Raw genomic sequence first — 17118 nt, 5'->3', positions numbered from 1 at the left:
CTTTAGCCTTAGGTAAACCTAACTTTCGAGGAGACGACTCATGGCCACTGTTGATACCGGCTCGCGGTTCGATCTCGGGCGAATGCTGCTCAGCGGCGGCCACGTCACCCATATCGAACGCCTCACGCCGACATCCACGCGTATCCGGATGGAGGGGCCGAAACTCGTCGGCTACGAATGGAACGTTGGAGATCACATCCGTGTGCGGATGTCATCAATCATGACATTGCGGTGTTACAGCATCTGGGACAGTGACCCAGTGCAAGGTTGGCTCGACATCATCGTCTACGACCGAAAGTCGCCCGACGGCCCCGGTCTGCAGTGGCTGAACACGGTGAAGACAGGCGACTACGCCGCATTCTTCCGTGACACGCGCGGATTGAAGCGCCGGCCCGACGCCACCTGGTACCTGTTCGCCGGAGAGGAGACGGCGGCACCTGCATTCGGGTCGCTACTGCGCGAGATCGACCCGGAGGTGCCGGTCGTCGGCGTCCATCAGGCGAACTCCGTCGGCGACCACATCGAACTGCCACGAGAACTGACGCGCGTGACCCGGGACGGTCGTTCCGCGGCTTCGAGCGCCGACATGGTGGACGCGGTCGCCGCCCTCGACCTGCCTGATGTCGACGGTGGTGTGGCCTACCTCGCGGGCGAGGCCCGAACGATCCAGTTGGTGCGCACCTACCTGGTGCGCGATCGCGGCTGGAACCGCCGCAGCATCGTCACCAAACCGTTCTGGACGCCAGGCAAACGCGGGATGGACTGACGTTTGTCAGATGATCACAGCGACTCCGTCCGAGAGGATCAGACGGTGTCGGACCCTGGTCGGGGGGGGGTGAATCGTCAACGCTCGTCGCGCCGCACCCCGACCCAGTCGTCGAGATCCCAATCGAACTCAACCTCGTCGCCGTCATTGGTATGACAGACGTAGGTGACCGTCGCCGTGTTCACGACCACCGACTCCACGGTGACCTCGACGCCGTCGTGATCGATGACATCGCCGGCCTCGACGGCTTTGGGCCATACTCTTACGTTTGGCATACCTAATCGTCGCCGGTATTCCGGCTTGTCGGTCCAGAACCGCCAAATCTCCCAACCGTTCGCAGCGATTTTCGGCCCCGATCGATCTCACCGAACAAAGTTGATGTCGGCCGCTGCATGGGTGTGGTCCGCGCAGTGTGACCGTAGGTGGCGCTCGGGCGCGCCGCTCCTGCGATATCGAGTGTGCCCTTTCGTTAGGCCGATGATCGGCCGACAATCGGGGCATGGCCGAGAAGAAGGAGAAGTGGTCGCAAGATGTCACCGAGCATTCCGATGCGCTCGATCTGGATGACGGTGTCTTCACCTGGTCCGATCCCAAGCGGATCGCGCGATCGCTGCTCGAGTCAGCGGAAGATTCGAATCGGCGCAAGGCCACATCGCCCTATCGATCGGCGATGTCGATGCTGACCTTCTACATCAATCGCGCCGGTGACGGCCTGAGCAAGGAACGCCGCGAGGTGCTGGACCTGGCCAAGGACGAGTTGCGCGCCCTCCACGAGAAGGACCATGACGGCGAATAGCAAAGTGCTCCAATGGGATCGTCGGTCGGGGAGTATGGCCATATGTCGCTGAACGTCACCACCACTCTGACGCCACATGGGTCGGCCACGGCCATCGAGCTGACCGATGCCCACGTCGCGGAACTGGGCGGTGGCAAGCGGGCGGCCGTGCGCGTCACCATTGGTGACCGCACCGCGCGGCTGCGGCTTGCGGTGATGGGCTCCAGTGATTGGTCGCGCCTCGGTTTGACTGCGAGGCCCGCGTTCAAACAGTGGCGCGGCGATCAAACAGCGGCGCGACGCCGAAAACCTAAGGCGTACCCGAGATCCGCCCCATCAGCGCCGCCATCAGCGCCCGATCGGTCCGCGGCCCACCGGGAGTGTCGGCGCCGTACCGCTCGATCTCGGCGTCCAGGTCGAGCGGGCTGGTCGCCGAAAAGCCGGGGCCGAACTCGTCGGCGAGCAGGGCGTCGGGCACCAGCCAGGTGACCTCGAATTCGATGCCGTCGGGATCGCGGGCGTACAGCGCCTTCGTGCCGGCGTGGTTCGACATCCCGCGCAGCGCGCCGGCGGCCAGCAGCCGGTCCTTGGTGGTCGCCATCTCCGCCAGCGTCCCCACCTCCCACGCGAGGTGATACAGCCCGACCGCACCGTCCCCCGCACGCGGACTGCTGGCCTGGAACAGGCCCAGGTCGTGGTCGTTCGCCGACGCCGACCCGCGCAGAAATGCACCACCCGGAAAGTCGAACGGGAGCCGCTCGAAGCCCAGCACATCGCAGTAGAACTGCGCGCTGACTTCCACGTCGGAGACGAAGAGGACAGCGTGATTCAGGCTTTTGATCGCCAACGGAAACTCCTGGATTGTGCGAGGTCAGACACCGTCACTGTAGTGCGTGCCGGGACCACCACCGCGGGCTCTGTCACCGCGGCCGTTGGTAACGATTTTCCGCCGCTGTGGGCAGGCATATGTACAACGTGTCCGCGTTCGTCGATACTGCATCGGTGATGCACAGCAAGCGAACTTTCTCGGCCGCGTCGGCGGCACTGCTGTTGGTCGTGGGGCTGCTCGTTGCGATCCCGGGGCTCAACGGTGCCGCATCGGCGGCCGGTTGGCGGTACACGATGGTGGCGTTCAGCAATGCCAGCGACCGCACCATGGACGTCTACCAGTCGACGGATGGCACCGATTACCAGGTGCTGCAGCGGGGAGCGTATACGCCGCCGACCGGACTGGTGCGCGACCCGAGCATCTTCCGGAACACCGACGGGACGTACTACGTCACCTACACCACAGGCGACCCGTCGAATATCGGCCTCGCCAGTAGCCGCGACCGCGTCCACTGGACGTTCATGGAGAACTGGCCGGTCCCGTTGTGCTGCTTCCTGCTTCCGGGCACCGGTGACGGCAAAGGCTGGGGCAACCTGGGCAGCTCCTCGGGCTCGGATGCGGGCAGGGGCTTGCCCTCACTCTCGCCATTCACCACCAAGGCCTGGGCGCCCGACTGGTTCGTCGACAACGGCCGGGTGAACATCGTCTTCTCGATGTCGACCGGCGGCGGCTTCGTGCCGTATGTGATGACCGCGCTCGATCCGGGCCTGCGGGTGTGGAGCTTCCCGGTTCCGTTGGGAATCCAGGCCGATCACATCGACACCACCATCGTGAAGATCGGTGGGACATACCACGCCATCACCAAGAACGAGACCAAGAAGGTCATTGAGCACTGGACCGCGCCGACGCTGACCGGTCCTTACACACCGGTGCCGATCACCGCGAATTGGGGCTCGATGTTGGAGGGTCCGGCCGTCGTTCAGCTGCCGAACGGCACCTGGCGGATCTACTTGGACGCGTACACCCGTGGGAAGTACTTCTACGCCGACAGCACGGACGGGCTGCGCACCTGGTCGGCGCTCAAAGAGCTACCGGGCCTGTCCGGAACCGTCCGGCATGCCGGTGTGATGCGCGAGCCGGCCTAGCAGGCGGAGCCCCGGCGATCGACAACCGATCGCCGGGGTTTCGAAAATTCGGGCACTGCGACCAATCCGCAGACCAGTCTCACGCGAATCATCGATTAGCGACCGCTAGTCAATTCGAAGCTGGAGACTGAAACCATGAGCACTCGCACGCCCGGGCGTCACCGCGCTCCCCGTGACCATCGCCGCCTGGCAACGCTCGTTGCTGCTGGATCTACGCCGTTGATGCTGGCGGCATCCGTCGCGGGTGTCGCGGCGGCCACGCCACCGACGCACGACAATGCGCCTGCGCCGGCGATAGCGGCGGTCGTGGCACCGCATCCGGCCGCCGCGGTCCCGCCGCCGGCGACCGTTCGCGCCGGTGACCTCCAGGTGCCGGCGCCCGATTGGCTGTCGACGCAGCAGACGCAGCAGATCAATGGCGCTGCGGCGGGCGCGGAAGCCGAGGTCGCTCGCACAGGCCGGAGCATGGGCCTCGATCCGGCGCGTGCAGACCAGGTGGCCGCCGACACCGTCGGTGACTCCGTCCGTGGCGGGGCGATCGCGACGGTAACCGTCGGAGCCCCGTTGGCTGCCGCGGGCGGATTGGTCGGCGGAGTGGCCGGGCTGATCGCCGGCGTGCCGTTCCTGCCGATCGGTCTCGCGATCGGTCCGGTTCTGGGAGCCGCCATCGGTGCTGCCGTCACCGCCGCCCCGGTGACCGCGATCGGTGCGGGAATCGGTGCAGGAGTAGGGGTCGCGCGCGGCCTGACCGAGGCGCCGCACCGCTAGGAGCCTAGTCGGCGGCGCCGATGAGGTGCAGATAGGCCGCCGCCTCTCCGTCGTCGTCCGCCGTGCCGGCGAAGCCGATATAGCCGTCCGGACGAACGACATACAGTCCACCAGTACTGCTGCCGCAGTAAATATTTCGCGTCTGATCGATGTCGCTTGTCACCGTGCGGGTGTGTCCGACGTTCACACGCAATGTCAGTGCCTGAGCCGCTTCGGCGGCGTCGCCGATCCCGAGCACTGCCGCGTGCGTTCCGCGGAACGCGTCGAAGAGCCGAATGATGTTGCCGTCCGGGCCGGTGCAGCGTCCATCGGGAGCACGGTCGCCGGCTTGCACTCCGCCCGAACGTGTTTCGTAGGCATCGGTCTGATGTGACAAGGAACTCCAGCGATAGCCCAGGCCGAGCTGCTGTCCGTCCTCGGTCGCCGGGATCAGCGTGGTGGCCGTCGAATCCTGCATGGCAGCGGTCATCTTCTCGAGTCCGGCGGTGCTGACGCCCAGTGTCCATTCGGCGATCGGGACCCGTTCGGTCGCATAAGTTTCCAGTAGTCGCTCGTCGGCCCGGCCATCGAGGACGGCGGCGAGCTTCCAACCCAGGTTGTAGGCGTCCTGGATGCCGGTGTTCATGCCCAGTCCGCCCGCCGGGGAGTGAACATGTGCGGCATCGCCCGCGAGGAACATCCGGCCCTCGCGGAACCGGTCGGACAGTCGGACGTTGACTCGCCATCGTGACATCCAGGTCGGCGCGGACAGCTGTATCGCCCGCTCTCCGGTCACTGCGTTCAGCGTCTGCTGCAGGGTGTCCAGCGATGGTTCGGCAAACTCGCCGTCGTTGTCGAAGGCGGCGAACTGGACCCCCTGGAACTGCCACGTGGCCGAGTCGCGGAACGGGCAGAGGGCCGCGAATCCCGCTGTGGGATCGGTCCATTGGTACCAGCGATCAGGCGCGAGGCCGGCCACCTCGACGTCGCCGACATACATCGCCTGCATTCCGCCGTGGCCGTCGAACCGGGCGCCGATCCACTCGCGTACCCCGCTGTGGCCGCCATCGCAGCCGATGACGTACCGAGCGCGCAGTGAATCGCGTTCCGTGGTCACCTGCACGTGATCATCGACCACGTCGGCGGAGATCGCGCGAACGCCATAGTCGACCTGGATGTCGCTCTCGCGCAGCCGGTTTCGCAGTATCTCTTCGGTTCTCCACTGCGGCAGTATCAGGCCCGACGGATAGGGCCGGTCGGGCGTCGGCTCGGCACCCGCATCCGGCGCCGAATCACTGACCACCTTGCCGCCGACCGTGACCCGTCGCGGTTGATGCCGCCATCCGACCCGTTCCAGATCGTCGATGACTCCCAGATCATCGAAGATCTCCTGGGTGCGCGCAGTGACCCCCTTGCCGCGTGACCCGCCGAACGGTCGGTCGGCGGCGTCGATGATGCGCACGGCGACGTCCCGCCGCGCGAGCTCGAGTGCCGCGGCGAGCCCGGTGGGGCCCGCCCCGATGACCAGCACGTCGAGCATCGGACCGGCCATCAGATATGAGTGCCGACGTTGATCACCCGACCGGACGAGTCCCGATAGAAGAATCGGCGCACACCCCATTCCTCGGACGACAGGGGGTGCACGATCTCCACGCCGGACTCGAGTGCCGCATTGTGGGCTGCCTCCACATCGTCGACGAAGACGGAGACATCCGGGTTGACGGGGGCGGTCGCATCGCTGGTCATCAGGCCGATCTGGAGGCCGCTGTCGTTGGCGAGGAACGCGATCCAACCCATGTCCATCACGACGTGCATTCCGAGCACTCCGGTGTGCTCTTGAATCGCGGTCGCAACGTCGTTGACGGTCAAGATGGGTGCGATGCGTTCGATCCTCATCGCATGATCCGATCACGGATGCGAGGGTCGGTCAACCAGCCGATCGGGCCGAATCGTGCTGCGTATCACGCGCATTGCACATCGAAACTCGATCGTCGTCGACACCGCTCTGTCAGCGACAACTTTGCTGAATACTATTCGGCGATAAGGTATTTCGTCCGTCATCGCCTATCGGATGCGGCCCTTCTTGATTCAAGGTACGTTGGAACCGACCGAGACGGGCGTCGACCGAGGAAGTCGCATGCGAGATGAATGGCCCACGGTCGTGGCCGGGGCCAAGCGACTCCGCCACGATCTGCACCAACGCCCGGAACTCGCATGGGCTGAAGTCGATACTGCCCACACCGTTCGCGCCGCGCTCGACGACATGGGCATCGAGTATCGCCCGTGCGCCGGCACCGGGACCGTCGCGCAACTCGCGGCCGGTGCCGATGGCCGCCATATCGCTCTTCGCGCCGATCTAGACGCCATGCCCATCGCCGAGGATGCCGATCATGCCTACCGGTCGCAGCAACCCGGCGTGATGCATGCCTGCGGACACGACGGGCATACGGCGACGTTGCTCGCCGTTGCTCGCTGGCTGAAACTGCACGAGGCCGACCTACCGGGGCCGGTGACGTTGCTGTTCCAACCCGCCGAGGAGGGCGGCCACGGTGCGCGGGAAATGATCGCCGACGGCTGCCTTGCCGGCGCTCCCGACGTGCGGCCGGTCGAGGCGGTGTTCGGCTGGCACAACTGGCCGGGTCTGCCGCTGGGCCAGGCGATCTGCCCGAATGGTCCGGTCATGTCTGCGAACGGAACTTTCCAGATAGGCGTCCGCGGGCAGGGCGGACATGCCTCGCAGCCCGAGGCCACCCGCGACCCCGTGCTGGCCGCCGCGGCGATCACCGTTGCGCTGCAACAGATCGTGGCACGCCGGCTGTCGCCGCAGTCGTCGGCGGTGGTGGCGGTGACCTCGCTGCGAGCGGAGGCGGCCGCCACCGTCACACCGGACGACGCCGAGCTCGCGGGCAGCGTCCGCGTGGCGAATGACCATGTGCGCGATCATGTTTTCGATCTCATTGCCGAGATATCCACCGCCGTCGCCGCGGCGCATGGCGTGGACGCCGCCGTCGAAACCACCGCCCGCTACGGCGCCACGGTGAACCATCCGGAACCGGCCGCTGAGCTGCGTGGCCGACTGGCGGCCGAATTCGGTGATGGCTGGTCGCGTCACGACTCGGTCGCGCCGGTGATGGCGTCGGAGGACTTCAGCTACTACCTGCAGCGCATTCCGGGCGCATTCGCGCTGATCGGGGGCTCACCGGAGGACGCCGGGGTTCCACTGCACAGCGCCCGCTACGACTTCGACGACCGACTGATCGACCCGGTCGCGCGCATCCTGATCGGACTGGCCGGCGTTGCCGAACCGGCCCGCATCGCCTGAAAGGGAAAGAGCCGCATTACATCCAACGAGAAGGAGACCGTCACGATGGACACCGCAGCATTCGAGCAATGGGAGTCGGAAGTCCGGGCGTACAGCCGCTCGTTTCCGACCGTCTTCCAATCGGCGTCGAACGCCAGGCAGATCGACGAGGAGGGCCGGTCATATATCGACTTCTTCGCCGGCGCCGGCGTCCTCAACTTCGGTCACAACAATCCGCGGATGAAGCGCGCGATGATCGACTTCCTCGAGGCCGACGGAATCGCGCACAGCCTCGACATGTACACGACCACCAAACGCGACTTCATCAGCAAGTTCCACGACGTCATCCTGGCGCCGCGCGGGATGGAACACCGGATGCAGTTCACCGGACCCACCGGCACCAATGCCGTCGAAGCCGCCTTGAAGCTGGCACGACTCGTCACCGGGCGGCGAGAGGTGGTGGCATTCAGCCACGGTTTCCACGGGATGACGCTGGGATCGCTGGCCGCGACCGCGAACGACGCTTTCCGCAAGTGGGCCGGCGTGCCGCTGCGCGATATCCATCGACTGCCCTACGAGACCGCGCCGGGCGGCAAGACGGCTCTCAGCGACTACGCCGCCGCGCTCGCCGACTCCTCCAGCGGTATCGCGGCGCCGGCCGCAATCCTGGTCGAAGCGGTGCAAGCGGAGGGCGGGGTGAACGTGGCCAGCGCGCAGTGGCTGCGGGACGTCCAGCAACTGGCGCGCGACGTCGACGCCTTGTTCATCATTGACGACATTCAGGCCGGATGCGGCCGTACCGGAAGCTATTTCAGCTTCGACGGCTTCGACCTCGATCCGGATATCATCACGCTCGCAAAGGGTCTGGGCGGCTATGGCACGCCGATCGCGATGAACCTGAACAAGCCTGAGGTCGACCAGCATTGGAGCCCGGGGGCGCATACGGGGACGTTCCGTGGGCAGGGACTGTCGTTGGTCGCCGGGGCCGTGGCGCTCGACTACTTCACCGACGACGAGTTGATGGGCGACGTCGCGCGCAAGGGCGAGGTGATGGGGGAGCGGCTGGTCGCGATCGCGGCCGAATATCCCGAGCGGGACTGGGAAGTACGGGGACGGGGGATGCTGCAGGGCCTCGATGTCGCCGACGGCGAGCTTGCCAAACGAGTGCAGTCGGCGGCGTTCGACCGCGGGCTGTTGATCGGACCGTGCGGCTCCGGCGGTCGTGTCCTCAAGGCGATTCCACCGCTCACCATCGGTGACGACGACCTCGCCGAAGGCCTCGACATCCTGGCCGATGCGGTGGCGGAGGCGCTGCGATGAGGGCCCGCGACGACATGACATTCCCGATCGCCGAATACGAGCGCCGTCTCGGCGATCTCCGAGAACGCATGGAGCGCAGGCATCTTGACGCGGTGGTGATCACCGATCCCGAGAACCTGATGTATCTCACCGACTATCAGACCACCGGTTATTCGTTCTTCCAGGCGCTGGTGGTGCCGCTCGATGACGAGCCGGTGATGATCACGCGCGCCATGGAGGAGTCGAACGTGATCGCCCGCACCTGGGTCGAGCGCACCCGCCCCTATCCCGACACCGGCGACGCGATCCAAGAACTGGTGCTCGCCCTGAACCAGTCGGGCCTGGGAACGAAACGTGTTGGCTACGAACGCAATAGCTACTTCTTCCCGGCGTATCAGCAAGACCGCGTGCATACCTCGTTCCAGCAGGGAGTCCTGATGGACTGTTTCGGCATCGTCGAAGCGGGGCGGGCATGCAAGTCCGACGTCGAGATCGACATCATGCGCAAGGCCGCGCGTGCTGCGGAGGCCGGCATGGCAGCGGGACTGGCGGCCGCGGTGCCCGGCGTCACTGAGAACGAGGTCGCGGCGGAGATCAGCGCGGCGATGTTCCGCGCGGGTGGCGAATTCCCCGCCGTAATGCCGTATGTCGCATCCGGGCCGCGCAGCATGATCGGTCATGCGACGTGGGAGGGCCGCACGATCGAGCCCGGCGAACACGTGTTCCTGGAAGTCGGCGGCTGCTACCGCCGCTACCACACCGCGCTGATGCGTACGGTGGTCGCGGGCCAGCTCACCGATTCGATGCACGCGGCTCAGGAACGGATGAAACTCGCACTGGCAGAGCTCAAATCGGTGATGCGGCCGGGTCTGACCGTATCGGACGCGGATTCCATTGTGCGCCGGGTGATCTCCGACAACACGGTCGGCGCGCGGCTCGTCACCAGATCCGGCTACTCGATTGGGATCGCCTTCCCGCCATCCTGGGACGAGGGGTACATCCTCAGCCTCAATCCGGGCGACTTCACCGCGCTGGAGCCGGGGATGACATTCCACGTCATCCCGTGGATGTGGGGTGTGGATGGGGACAAGACCGTCGGGATCTCCGACACGATCAGGGTCACCGACGACGGCTGCGAGTCGTTCTTCACGCTCGACGAGGACTTCACGGTGCACGACGCCGCGCCCCAGCTCGTCGCCACCCAGGAGGTGACGCAATGACATCCCTGATCGCGACCGATCCCACCAGCGGTGAGGTGATTCGCGAGATACCGGCCGCCACTGCCGGGGACATCGACGGCATCATCGGCCGGGCCGGACAGGCGTACGACGGCTGGCACAGAACAGCATTCGCCGATCGGGCCGACCTGCTGCGCGAGGTGGCCGGACGTCTGCGGGCCGGCGGCGACGAGTACGCGATGCTGATGACCGAGGAGATGGGCAAGCCGATCGGCGAGGCCCGCGGCGAGGTGGAGAAGGCCGCCTGGGCGGCAGATCACTACGCCGAGCACGGAGCCGACTATCTTGCCGACGACGTCATCGAATCGGATGCCGCGCGCAGCTACGTGCAGTATTTGCCGCTGGGGCCGGTCCTCGGCATCCTGCCGTGGAATGCCCCCTTCTGGCTGGCTTTCCGATTCTGTGCGCCGGCCCTGATGGCCGGCAATACCTGCGTCATGAAGCACGACCCGCACGTCCCCGGCTGCGCTGCTGCGATCGACCGCGTCTTTCGCGAATCCGGAGCCCCGGAAGGGGTTTTCGCATCGTTACCGGCGGCCACCGCAGATGTGGAGCGAGCGATTCGTCACCCCCGGATCCGGGCGGTCTCGTTCACCGGCTCCGACCGCGGCGGCTCCGCGGTCGCGGCGATAGCAGGGAGCGAGATCAAGCCGTCGGTACTGGAGCTCGGCGGCTCGGATCCGTGCATCGTCCTTGCCGACGCCGATCTCGAGCAGGCGGCCGATGTCGTGGCGCTGTCGCGAATCATCAATGCGGGGCAGTCATGTATCGCCGCCAAGCGCGTCATCGTCGAATCCGCGGTGCATGACGAATTCGTGGCACTGCTCGGGGAACGGTTGGCAGCCTTGGTGGTCGGCGACCCGCGGGACGCGTCGACGCAGGTCGGGCCGATCGCCCGCGGAGACCTTCGAGACCAGCTGCACAGGCAGGTGACGGAGACGGTGGCAGCGGGCGCCCACTGTCTATTGGGCGGTGAAATCCCCACGGGCGCAGGGTTCTTCTACCCGGTGACGTTGCTGACTGAGGTACGAACGGGGATGACGGCGTGCGTCGAGGAGACGTTCGGGCCGGTGGCCGTCGTGATGCGCGCGGTCGATTCCGAGCATGCGGTCCTGCTCGCGAACGACACTCGCTACGGACTGGCCGCCAGCGTCTGGAGCACGCCGGAACGTGGCGAGGCGTTGGCGCGCGAGATCGTGGCCGGACAGGTGGCGGTCAACGGCATCGTCAAGACCGACCCCCGGCTGCCGAGCGGCGGCGTCGGCCGGTCGGGCTATGGGCGGGAGCTGGGCAAGGCCGGCATCCACGAATTCGTCAATGCGCAGCAGGTGTGGGTCGGCCCGAAGCGGGAGTGACGCGGGGGCGTCCGATGTGTCGCTTTCCTGTTTGAATGTAGTCATGTGGCTTATCGATCGCGCGATGTCCGGCCTTGCGGGTCAGCTCGGCGAGCCGTCCGGTGTCGTGGGCGGCGTGGTGGGGCGGCTGCTCAATCGCGGTAACCGATCGATCGTGACCGCGGCGGTCGAGGCCATCGACACCGCGGCGCCCGGTGTGGTGGTCGCCGATATCGGCTTCGGCGGCGGTGTTGGGCTTGATCTGCTGCTCCGCCGCGTCGACGCCGCCGGCTCGGTGCACGGGGTCGAACTGTCGGCGACCATGCTCGCGGACGCGCGACGGCGATTCTCCGACGACATCGCGACCGGTCACCTGGTGCTTCATGACGCGCGGATGGAGAGCCTTCCACTGGATGACGCATCGGTGGACGCGATCATCTCGACGAACACGATCTACTTCATCGAGGACCTCGCCGCCGCTGTCGGCGAGATCGTTCGGGTGCTGCGGCCGACCGGCCGGTTGGTGCTCGGCGTCGGCGATCCCGCGCAGATGACGAAGATGCCGTTCACCCAGCACGGATTTCGCCTGCGACCGATCGAGGAGGTCATCGGCGTACTCCGCCAGGCTGGATTCGCCGACGTCGAGGACCGCCGTCTGAGCGCGGATTCCGGCGCGTTCCATCTGCTGGTGTGCGACGTCTCCGCTGACGGAATCAGCCGGCGACAGTAACGCGGGCGACGTGGTCGCGGACGAGCCCACGCCACGCGTCCCGCTCAGTCGGGTTGTGCGCCACGGACATCGTGGCGTTGGGCATGATGCTCGTCAGCGACTCCGCCGTTGACAGCGGATGTCCGGGGTCGTCGCTCCACGGCAGCACCAGGGCCGGCACGGTGATCTGCGCGATGTCCTCGCGATCGGGAAGATCGGTGAGCGCCGCGCCGCGGAACACCGACGGGAACACATCCTCGGCGACACCGGGTTCGGTGAACGGATAGTCGGCCAGGGCCGGAGGCCGGGGAGCGTCCTTGGCCAATGCGATGAATGCGTCGACACCCTGAGATTCGATGAGAGCGGCGGTATCTCGATAGAAGTCGCCCTGCATCGCCCGGGTCTCCCACGCAGTGGGCGGGGCCGACAGCGTCAGCCCGCAGAAGCGGTTCCGGTCGACGAGCGCGGCGTGCAGCAGCGTCCCGGTGCCCATCGATGTGCCGATGCCGTACACCTGCTCGCCGGGGAAGTAGTGGTCGAGCACCTGCAGCAGGTCGTCGGCGAGCGCTTCCCAGCGATAGTCCTCGGGGACCTTGCGTCCGGTGGACTTCCCGTGGCCGCGTGCGTCGTAGCGGATGACCCGTGCGCCGTGCACGTCGTGTGCCAGGTCGAGCCGATCAGCCGCCACGCAGGACGTGAGGCCGTGCAGCTGGACCACGGGGAAGCCGCTTTCCCCCGTGATGTCGATATCGAGCTCGGCGCCGGAAACACTGAAACGAGACATGCGAAGCACGCTACCGCCGATGGGTGGTACGGGAATATCGTTGTTTCGATGAGTGAGACATCGGTCGATATGAACGTTCGTGGTCCCATCGGTCTGGTTACGCTGAGCGCACCTGACCGCCGAAACCCGCTGTCACTCAGCACCATGCGGAGCACCACCCGGATACTCCGACAACTGTCGGACGATCCGTCGGTGCGCGTGATCGTCATCGAGGCGCACGGCCCGGCGTTCTCTGCGGGGCACGATCTGTCCGAAATGGTGGACCGCATGATCGACGACGAACGGGTGATCTTCGAAGCCTGCAGCGAGCTGATGGCCACCATCCATGAGGTGCGCCCGCCGGTGATCGCTCAGGTGCAGGGCATGGCTCTGGCGGCGGGCTGTCAGCTGGTCGCCACCTGCGATCTCGCGGTCGCTGCCGACACCGCACGATTCAGCACCCCCGGGGTGAAGATCGGGCTGTTCTGTTCGACGCCGATGGTTGCGCTCACGCGGGCGGTCGGCCGCAAACGGGCGATGCACATGCTGATGACCGGCGACATGATCGACGCTCGAACCGCCGTGGACTGGGGGCTGATCAACCAGGCGGTACCGGCCGCGGAGCTCGCGTCGACGGTGATCGAATTGGCTTCCCGCATAGCCGATTCGAGCGCCGACACGCTCGCCATCGGCAAGAGGGCGTTCTACGACCAGATCGATCGCACCGAGCCCGACGCATACGAGTTGATGACGCAGGTCATGGCAGCCAACGCGATGACCGGTGATGCGCAGGAAGGCATGTCGGCGTTCTTGGAGAAGCGTCCACCGACCTGGACCACATGATCCTGGACCCCGTGACGTCGCGGCCCGCTGACACGTGGCGTCAGCGGGTCAGCGGTGGGGCAGCAGGCTGATGGAGCCGATCACCGTTCCGCCGAAATACGCGGGGCCGGTGTATCCGCCATGCCCGTCGCTGTTCAGGATGACGCGGTGGCCGGGGAAGAGGTCCACGTAACCGCCGGTCGGCGTCGGATGAATGGGGTAGCGCCCGATGAGGACGAGCTGGTTGCCGTCGACATGCGCGTCGCGCTGCAGCAGTACCACGCCACCCGCCAGTGTCGTCGACGTGTAGGTGCCGGGAGGGATGTCGGCGGAGGCGTGGCCGGCCGCACCGAAGAGGGCGGCACCGCCGATGGCGATGGCGATCGCGGCGGTCCGGGCGATGACTCGATTGGCACGTATCGGCATTCGATTCCTCTCGGCTCGGGCTCTCATTATGCGCCTGAACTGCGAGTGCCGGTCGGCTATCGAGTATCCGTGGCCGCGATCCGCTGCGTGTGCTTGTACAGCCAGGAGATGACAGCGACGAACACGATGACGCCGATCAGTTCGCTCCAGTTCTCGAAGCCGCTGGGAATCCCCAACCAGTTCGAATTGTGCGTCGCCGACACGATCGCGGCCACGACGACGCCGCAGATGCTTTCGCCCACAATGAGTCCGGTTGCAAGGAGGACGCCCAGGCGTTTTCGTGATTCGGCCCGATCGCCGGACCGGTCGGCCCAGTTGTTGTACCAATGCCCGATCAATGCGCCGATCGGGATCATCAGCGTCGCGCTCATCGGCAGATACATGCCCATCCCGACGGCCAATGGCGGAAGTCGGAAACGTGTTCTGCGGGCGAGTAATTCGTCGATGGTGATCGCGACCGCGCCGATGCCGACGCCGATCCAGATCAGACTCCAGTCGAGATTACTGCCGAAGACGCCGTTGGCCAGCGTGGTCATCAACGACGCCTGCGGTGCGGCAAGGGCGTTATCGCCCGCGCCCTTCATGCCGGCGAAGCCGTAGGTGGTGAACATCAGCTGCAGCACGGGCGGGATGATCGCCGAGCCGAACACCACGCCGATCACCAGAGCGACCTGCTGCTTCCACGGCGTCGCACCGACCAGCTGACCGGTCTTGAGGTCCTGCAGATTGTCGTTGGAGATGGTGGCGACGCCGAAGACCACCGCGGCGGTGAACAGCGTGTAGGCGACCAGCGTGGCCGACTGCGACTGGTCGGCGCCGCCGTAGACGGCCTTGATGAGGATCGCGGAGAACAGGACGATCAGGATGCCGACGCCGGAGATCGGGCTGTTGGAGGCACCGATCAGGCCCGCCATGTAGCCGCAGACCGAGGCCACGAACAGGCCGATGACCAAGGTGAACGCCAGGCTCACCGCGATGATCGCCGCCGAGTGTCCCTGCAGTGGGGTGTCCTGCACGAAGTGGTAGAGCAGGTACCAGATCGGGACCAGCATGAACAGGATGACGCCGCCGACGATGGTGATCGGGATGTCCCGTTCGGTGATGTCGAGGTCGGCGCCGGCGCGCCGCTGACGCGACGAATTCGCGGCGTCGACAATGCCTTTGATGATCGGACCGATGATCTTGAGCAGCGTCCAGACGGCCGCGACCGCGATCGCGCCGGCGCCGACCAGGCGGACGTCGTCCTTGAAGACGCTGTTCACCACGTCGCCGACGACTCCGCCGTGGGTGAAGTCGCCGGCGGTCTTGATGGGCAGCAGGACGAAGAACGAGATCACCAGGCCGACGATCATCGCGATTCCCACCGTCAGGCCGACCAGGTGTCCGACGCCGACGAGAGCCGCCGACAGACCGACGGTGACCACGGTGCCGCCGGAGCCCACCCGCACGACGCCGCTGACCGTGGCGGCCGCGAGCTTGAGGGCGGTGAGCAGGTAGTAGCCCGCGGATCCGAGCGCACCGAGCGAGATCGCGATGATGCCGCGGCGATTGTCGGCCGCACCCTCCTGCGAGTCGCCGAGCCGCAGGACTTCGGCGGCCGCGACACCTTCCGGGAATGGCAAGTCCGACCCCGTGACGAGGGCTCGGCGCAGCGGGATCGAGAACATCACGCCCAGGACGCCGCCGAATGCGCAGACCGCGGCCGTGGTCCAGTAGCCGAAACCGCTCCAGAAGCCGATCATCACCAACCCCGGCAGTACGAAGATGATCGCCGACAGCGTGCCGGCCGCCGACGCGATCGTCTGCACGATGTTGTTCTCGACGATCGAGTGATTCGCGAAGTAGCGCAGCAGCGCCATCGAGATCACGGCCGCCGGAATCGATGTCGCGAAGGTGAGACCGACCTTCAAACCGAGATAGACGTTTGCGGCGGTGAAGACGAGGGTGATGACACCACCGAGAACGACGCCGCGAGTAGTGATCTCTTTGATAGCCGCAGGCGCGGCGGACTGCAGGGTCACGGGGAATCACCTTAGTGAGCCTGAGGTGGATGTATACGATTTCGGTATGACTGATCGAGGCCCCGGTGACCGCGGACCCGAGCGACAGCGACTGCGTCGGCTGGCACAGGCGGCGTTGAATGCCGATAACACGGTCGAACAGGCCGAGTCCGTGCTGAGCGACATGGGCGCGGTCCTCGAACGCATGAACACCACCTTCGGCGACTTCGACGGCACGCTCGAACACTTCGGTAAGACGCTGACCGAGATGGACGCCAGCATCGCGATGGTGAACTCGACCGGCGAACGGCTGCTGGGCATCGTTGAACAGATGGAGCAGATCGCCGTGCGCGTCGAGCGTTTGGTGACGATCGCGGAGACCCTGCTGGCGCCGGTGGGTGCCACCGAATCGGCGATCCGCGGGCTGGCGACGTCACTGCGTTCGCGATTGCCGTGACGGACTGGGTGATTCGGCCCGCGCGGGCCGACGAGGTCGCGGGGCTGCCGGCACTGGAGGCGTCGGGCGGCCTGGCGTTCCGTGATCTCGGCATGGACCTGGTCGCCGAATTCCCGCCACCGGCGGAGTCGGTGTTCGCGGTGGCGCAGCGCGATGGGCACCTGCTCGTCGCCGCCGATGCACGGATCCTCGGGTTCGTGCTGCTCGAGATCGTCGACGGCTGCATGCATGTCGAGCAGATCACCGTCGCACCGGATTTCGGTCGGCGCGGCATCGGCACGGCCCTGATGCGGGCGGCCGAGGACCTGGCCCGGGCGCGGGGATTCGACGGGATGACCCTGACGACCTACCGCGACGTGCCGTTCAACGGGCCGTTCTACGTCTCGCTTGGCTGGCAACCGATCCCGGACGGCGAGCTGACCGACGGCCTGCGGGAGATCCGCGACCACGAGCGGGCCGTGGGGCTGGACGCCTGGCCGCGGCAGGCCATGCGGCTGCGGCTGTGAT

At 66.3% G+C, this 17118-nt stretch carries 19 protein-coding genes; 12 read left to right on the top strand and 7 right to left on the bottom strand.

The window, feature by feature from the left end:
* Window positions 1-40 precede the first annotated feature (40 nt).
* Window positions 41-766, top strand: coding sequence for a siderophore-interacting protein (locus tag G341_RS0110640; RefSeq protein WP_026303522.1), 726 nt, complete (start codon window positions 41-43; stop codon window positions 764-766).
* A 77-nt stretch (window positions 767-843) separates the two neighbouring features.
* Here G341_RS0110640 and G341_RS0110635 read toward each other — a convergent pair whose 3' ends face one another.
* The gene (locus G341_RS0110635) at window positions 844-1041 is read right to left on the bottom strand and encodes a hypothetical protein (RefSeq protein WP_018179124.1); all 198 of its coding nucleotides are present in this window, start codon (window positions 1039-1041) and stop codon (window positions 844-846) included.
* 224 nt (window positions 1042-1265) lie between these two features.
* Between G341_RS0110635 and G341_RS0110630 the strand changes: the two genes are divergently transcribed.
* Window positions 1266-1562, top strand: coding sequence for a DUF3175 domain-containing protein (locus G341_RS0110630; RefSeq protein ID WP_018179123.1), 297 nt, complete (start codon window positions 1266-1268; stop codon window positions 1560-1562).
* A 289-nt stretch (window positions 1563-1851) separates the two neighbouring features.
* Here the strand turns inward: G341_RS0110630 and G341_RS0110625 are convergent, their stop codons facing one another.
* Entirely contained in the window at window positions 1852-2388 is a 537-nt protein-coding gene (locus G341_RS0110625; RefSeq protein WP_018179122.1) for a VOC family protein, read from the bottom strand.
* Between the two features lie 158 nt (window positions 2389-2546).
* Between G341_RS0110625 and G341_RS0110620 the strand changes: the two genes are divergently transcribed.
* The gene (locus G341_RS0110620) at window positions 2547-3515 is read left to right on the top strand and encodes a glycoside hydrolase family 43 protein (protein ID WP_026303521.1); all 969 of its coding nucleotides are present in this window, start codon (window positions 2547-2549) and stop codon (window positions 3513-3515) included.
* A gap of 135 nt (window positions 3516-3650) precedes the next feature.
* Entirely contained in the window at window positions 3651-4283 is a 633-nt protein-coding gene (locus G341_RS0110615; protein WP_043451190.1) for a hypothetical protein, read from the top strand.
* 4 nt (window positions 4284-4287) lie between these two features.
* On the opposite strand, the gene G341_RS0110610 is transcribed toward G341_RS0110615, so the two are convergent.
* On the bottom strand, window positions 4288-5814 hold the full coding sequence (locus G341_RS0110610) for an FAD-dependent oxidoreductase (RefSeq protein ID WP_018179119.1): 1527 nt from the start codon (window positions 5812-5814) through the stop codon (window positions 4288-4290).
* Window positions 5814-6158, bottom strand: coding sequence for a VOC family protein (locus tag G341_RS0110605; RefSeq protein ID WP_018179118.1), 345 nt, complete (start codon window positions 6156-6158; stop codon window positions 5814-5816). The genes G341_RS0110610 and G341_RS0110605 overlap by 1 nt, the downstream gene beginning before the upstream one ends.
* 241 nt (window positions 6159-6399) lie before the next feature.
* Here G341_RS0110605 and doeB2 point away from each other — a divergent pair, with 241 nt between their 5' ends.
* Genes doeB2 through G341_RS0110580 form a run of 5 tightly spaced genes read left to right on the top strand, consistent with a single transcriptional unit; the run spans window position 6400 to window position 12164 of the window.
* Window positions 6400-7584: a N(2)-acetyl-L-2,4-diaminobutanoate deacetylase DoeB2 gene (gene doeB2, locus G341_RS0110600; protein ID WP_018179117.1), complete on the top strand. Its 1185-nt coding sequence runs from the start codon at window positions 6400-6402 to the stop codon at window positions 7582-7584.
* Between the two features lie 45 nt (window positions 7585-7629).
* A complete protein-coding gene (locus tag G341_RS0110595) occupies window positions 7630-8883 on the top strand; it encodes an aspartate aminotransferase family protein (RefSeq protein WP_018179116.1) in 1254 nt (417 codons plus the stop codon).
* Window positions 8880-10082 carry an ectoine hydrolase gene (doeA, locus tag G341_RS0110590; RefSeq protein WP_018179115.1) on the top strand — a complete coding sequence of 401 codons (1203 nt, stop codon included), beginning with the start codon at window positions 8880-8882 and terminating at the stop codon, window positions 10080-10082. The genes G341_RS0110595 and doeA overlap by 4 nt, the downstream gene beginning before the upstream one ends.
* Complete coding sequence (locus G341_RS0110585; protein ID WP_018179114.1) at window positions 10079-11455, top strand: NAD-dependent succinate-semialdehyde dehydrogenase; 1377 nt, start codon at window positions 10079-10081, stop codon at window positions 11453-11455. The genes doeA and G341_RS0110585 overlap by 4 nt, the downstream gene beginning before the upstream one ends.
* A gap of 43 nt (window positions 11456-11498) precedes the next feature.
* Window positions 11499-12164, top strand: a complete 666-nt coding sequence (locus G341_RS0110580) for a class I SAM-dependent methyltransferase (RefSeq protein WP_018179113.1) — start codon at window positions 11499-11501, stop codon at window positions 12162-12164.
* Here the strand turns inward: G341_RS0110580 and G341_RS0110575 are convergent.
* On the bottom strand, window positions 12148-12927 hold the full coding sequence (locus G341_RS0110575; RefSeq protein ID WP_018179112.1) for an alpha/beta fold hydrolase: 780 nt from the start codon (window positions 12925-12927) through the stop codon (window positions 12148-12150). The genes G341_RS0110580 and G341_RS0110575 overlap by 17 nt on opposite strands.
* A 48-nt stretch (window positions 12928-12975) precedes the next feature.
* On the opposite strand from G341_RS0110575, the gene G341_RS0110570 reads away from it, so the two are divergent.
* Window positions 12976-13749: an enoyl-CoA hydratase gene (locus G341_RS0110570; protein WP_018179111.1), complete on the top strand. Its 774-nt coding sequence runs from the start codon at window positions 12976-12978 to the stop codon at window positions 13747-13749.
* 48 nt (window positions 13750-13797) lie between these two features.
* On the opposite strand, the gene G341_RS0110565 is transcribed toward G341_RS0110570, so the two are convergent.
* Together G341_RS0110565 and G341_RS0110560 are read right to left on the bottom strand one after the other, a co-directional pair.
* Window positions 13798-14154 carry a hypothetical protein gene (locus tag G341_RS0110565; protein WP_018179110.1) on the bottom strand — a complete coding sequence of 119 codons (357 nt, stop codon included), beginning with the start codon at window positions 14152-14154 and terminating at the stop codon, window positions 13798-13800.
* A gap of 56 nt (window positions 14155-14210) precedes the next feature.
* A complete protein-coding gene (locus G341_RS0110560) occupies window positions 14211-16175 on the bottom strand; it encodes an OPT family oligopeptide transporter (RefSeq protein WP_018179109.1) in 1965 nt (654 codons plus the stop codon).
* A 46-nt stretch (window positions 16176-16221) separates the two neighbouring features.
* Between G341_RS0110560 and G341_RS0110555 the strand changes: the two genes are divergently transcribed.
* Both G341_RS0110555 and G341_RS0110550 read left to right on the top strand, forming a co-directional pair.
* A complete protein-coding gene (locus G341_RS0110555) occupies window positions 16222-16611 on the top strand; it encodes a hypothetical protein (protein WP_018179108.1) in 390 nt (129 codons plus the stop codon).
* Complete coding sequence (locus G341_RS0110550; RefSeq protein WP_018179107.1) at window positions 16608-17117, top strand: GNAT family N-acetyltransferase; 510 nt, start codon at window positions 16608-16610, stop codon at window positions 17115-17117. The genes G341_RS0110555 and G341_RS0110550 overlap by 4 nt, the downstream gene beginning before the upstream one ends.
* Window position 17118: the final 1 nt, after the last annotated feature.

The sequence above is a fragment of the Jongsikchunia kroppenstedtii DSM 45133 genome (assembly GCF_000380485.1).
Taxonomy (GTDB): Bacteria; Actinomycetota; Actinomycetes; order Mycobacteriales; family Mycobacteriaceae; genus Jongsikchunia; species Jongsikchunia kroppenstedtii.
This window is presented reverse-complemented; position numbering and strand designations above follow the sequence as displayed.

Coding starts and splice junctions, on each gene's coding strand:
- G341_RS0110640 (WP_026303522.1), top strand. CDS start 41: ATGGCCACTGTTGATACCGGCTCGCGGTTCGATCTCGGGCGAATGCTG.
- G341_RS0110635 (WP_018179124.1), bottom strand. CDS start 1,041: ATGCCAAACGTAAGAGTATGGCCCAAAGCCGTCGAGGCCGGCGATGTC.
- G341_RS0110630 (WP_018179123.1), top strand. CDS start 1,266: ATGGCCGAGAAGAAGGAGAAGTGGTCGCAAGATGTCACCGAGCATTCC.
- G341_RS0110620 (WP_026303521.1), top strand. CDS start 2,547: ATGCACAGCAAGCGAACTTTCTCGGCCGCGTCGGCGGCACTGCTGTTG.
- G341_RS0110615 (WP_043451190.1), top strand. CDS start 3,651: ATGAGCACTCGCACGCCCGGGCGTCACCGCGCTCCCCGTGACCATCGC.
- G341_RS0110610 (WP_018179119.1), bottom strand. CDS start 5,814: ATGGCCGGTCCGATGCTCGACGTGCTGGTCATCGGGGCGGGCCCCACC.
- G341_RS0110605 (WP_018179118.1), bottom strand. CDS start 6,158: ATGAGGATCGAACGCATCGCACCCATCTTGACCGTCAACGACGTTGCG.
- doeB2 (WP_018179117.1), top strand. CDS start 6,400: ATGCGAGATGAATGGCCCACGGTCGTGGCCGGGGCCAAGCGACTCCGC.
- G341_RS0110595 (WP_018179116.1), top strand. CDS start 7,630: ATGGACACCGCAGCATTCGAGCAATGGGAGTCGGAAGTCCGGGCGTAC.
- doeA (WP_018179115.1), top strand. CDS start 8,880: ATGAGGGCCCGCGACGACATGACATTCCCGATCGCCGAATACGAGCGC.
- G341_RS0110585 (WP_018179114.1), top strand. CDS start 10,079: ATGACATCCCTGATCGCGACCGATCCCACCAGCGGTGAGGTGATTCGC.
- G341_RS0110580 (WP_018179113.1), top strand. CDS start 11,499: ATGTGGCTTATCGATCGCGCGATGTCCGGCCTTGCGGGTCAGCTCGGC.
- G341_RS0110575 (WP_018179112.1), bottom strand. CDS start 12,927: ATGTCTCGTTTCAGTGTTTCCGGCGCCGAGCTCGATATCGACATCACG.
- G341_RS0110570 (WP_018179111.1), top strand. CDS start 12,976: ATGAGTGAGACATCGGTCGATATGAACGTTCGTGGTCCCATCGGTCTG.
- G341_RS0110565 (WP_018179110.1), bottom strand. CDS start 14,154: ATGCCGATACGTGCCAATCGAGTCATCGCCCGGACCGCCGCGATCGCC.
- G341_RS0110555 (WP_018179108.1), top strand. CDS start 16,222: ATGACTGATCGAGGCCCCGGTGACCGCGGACCCGAGCGACAGCGACTG.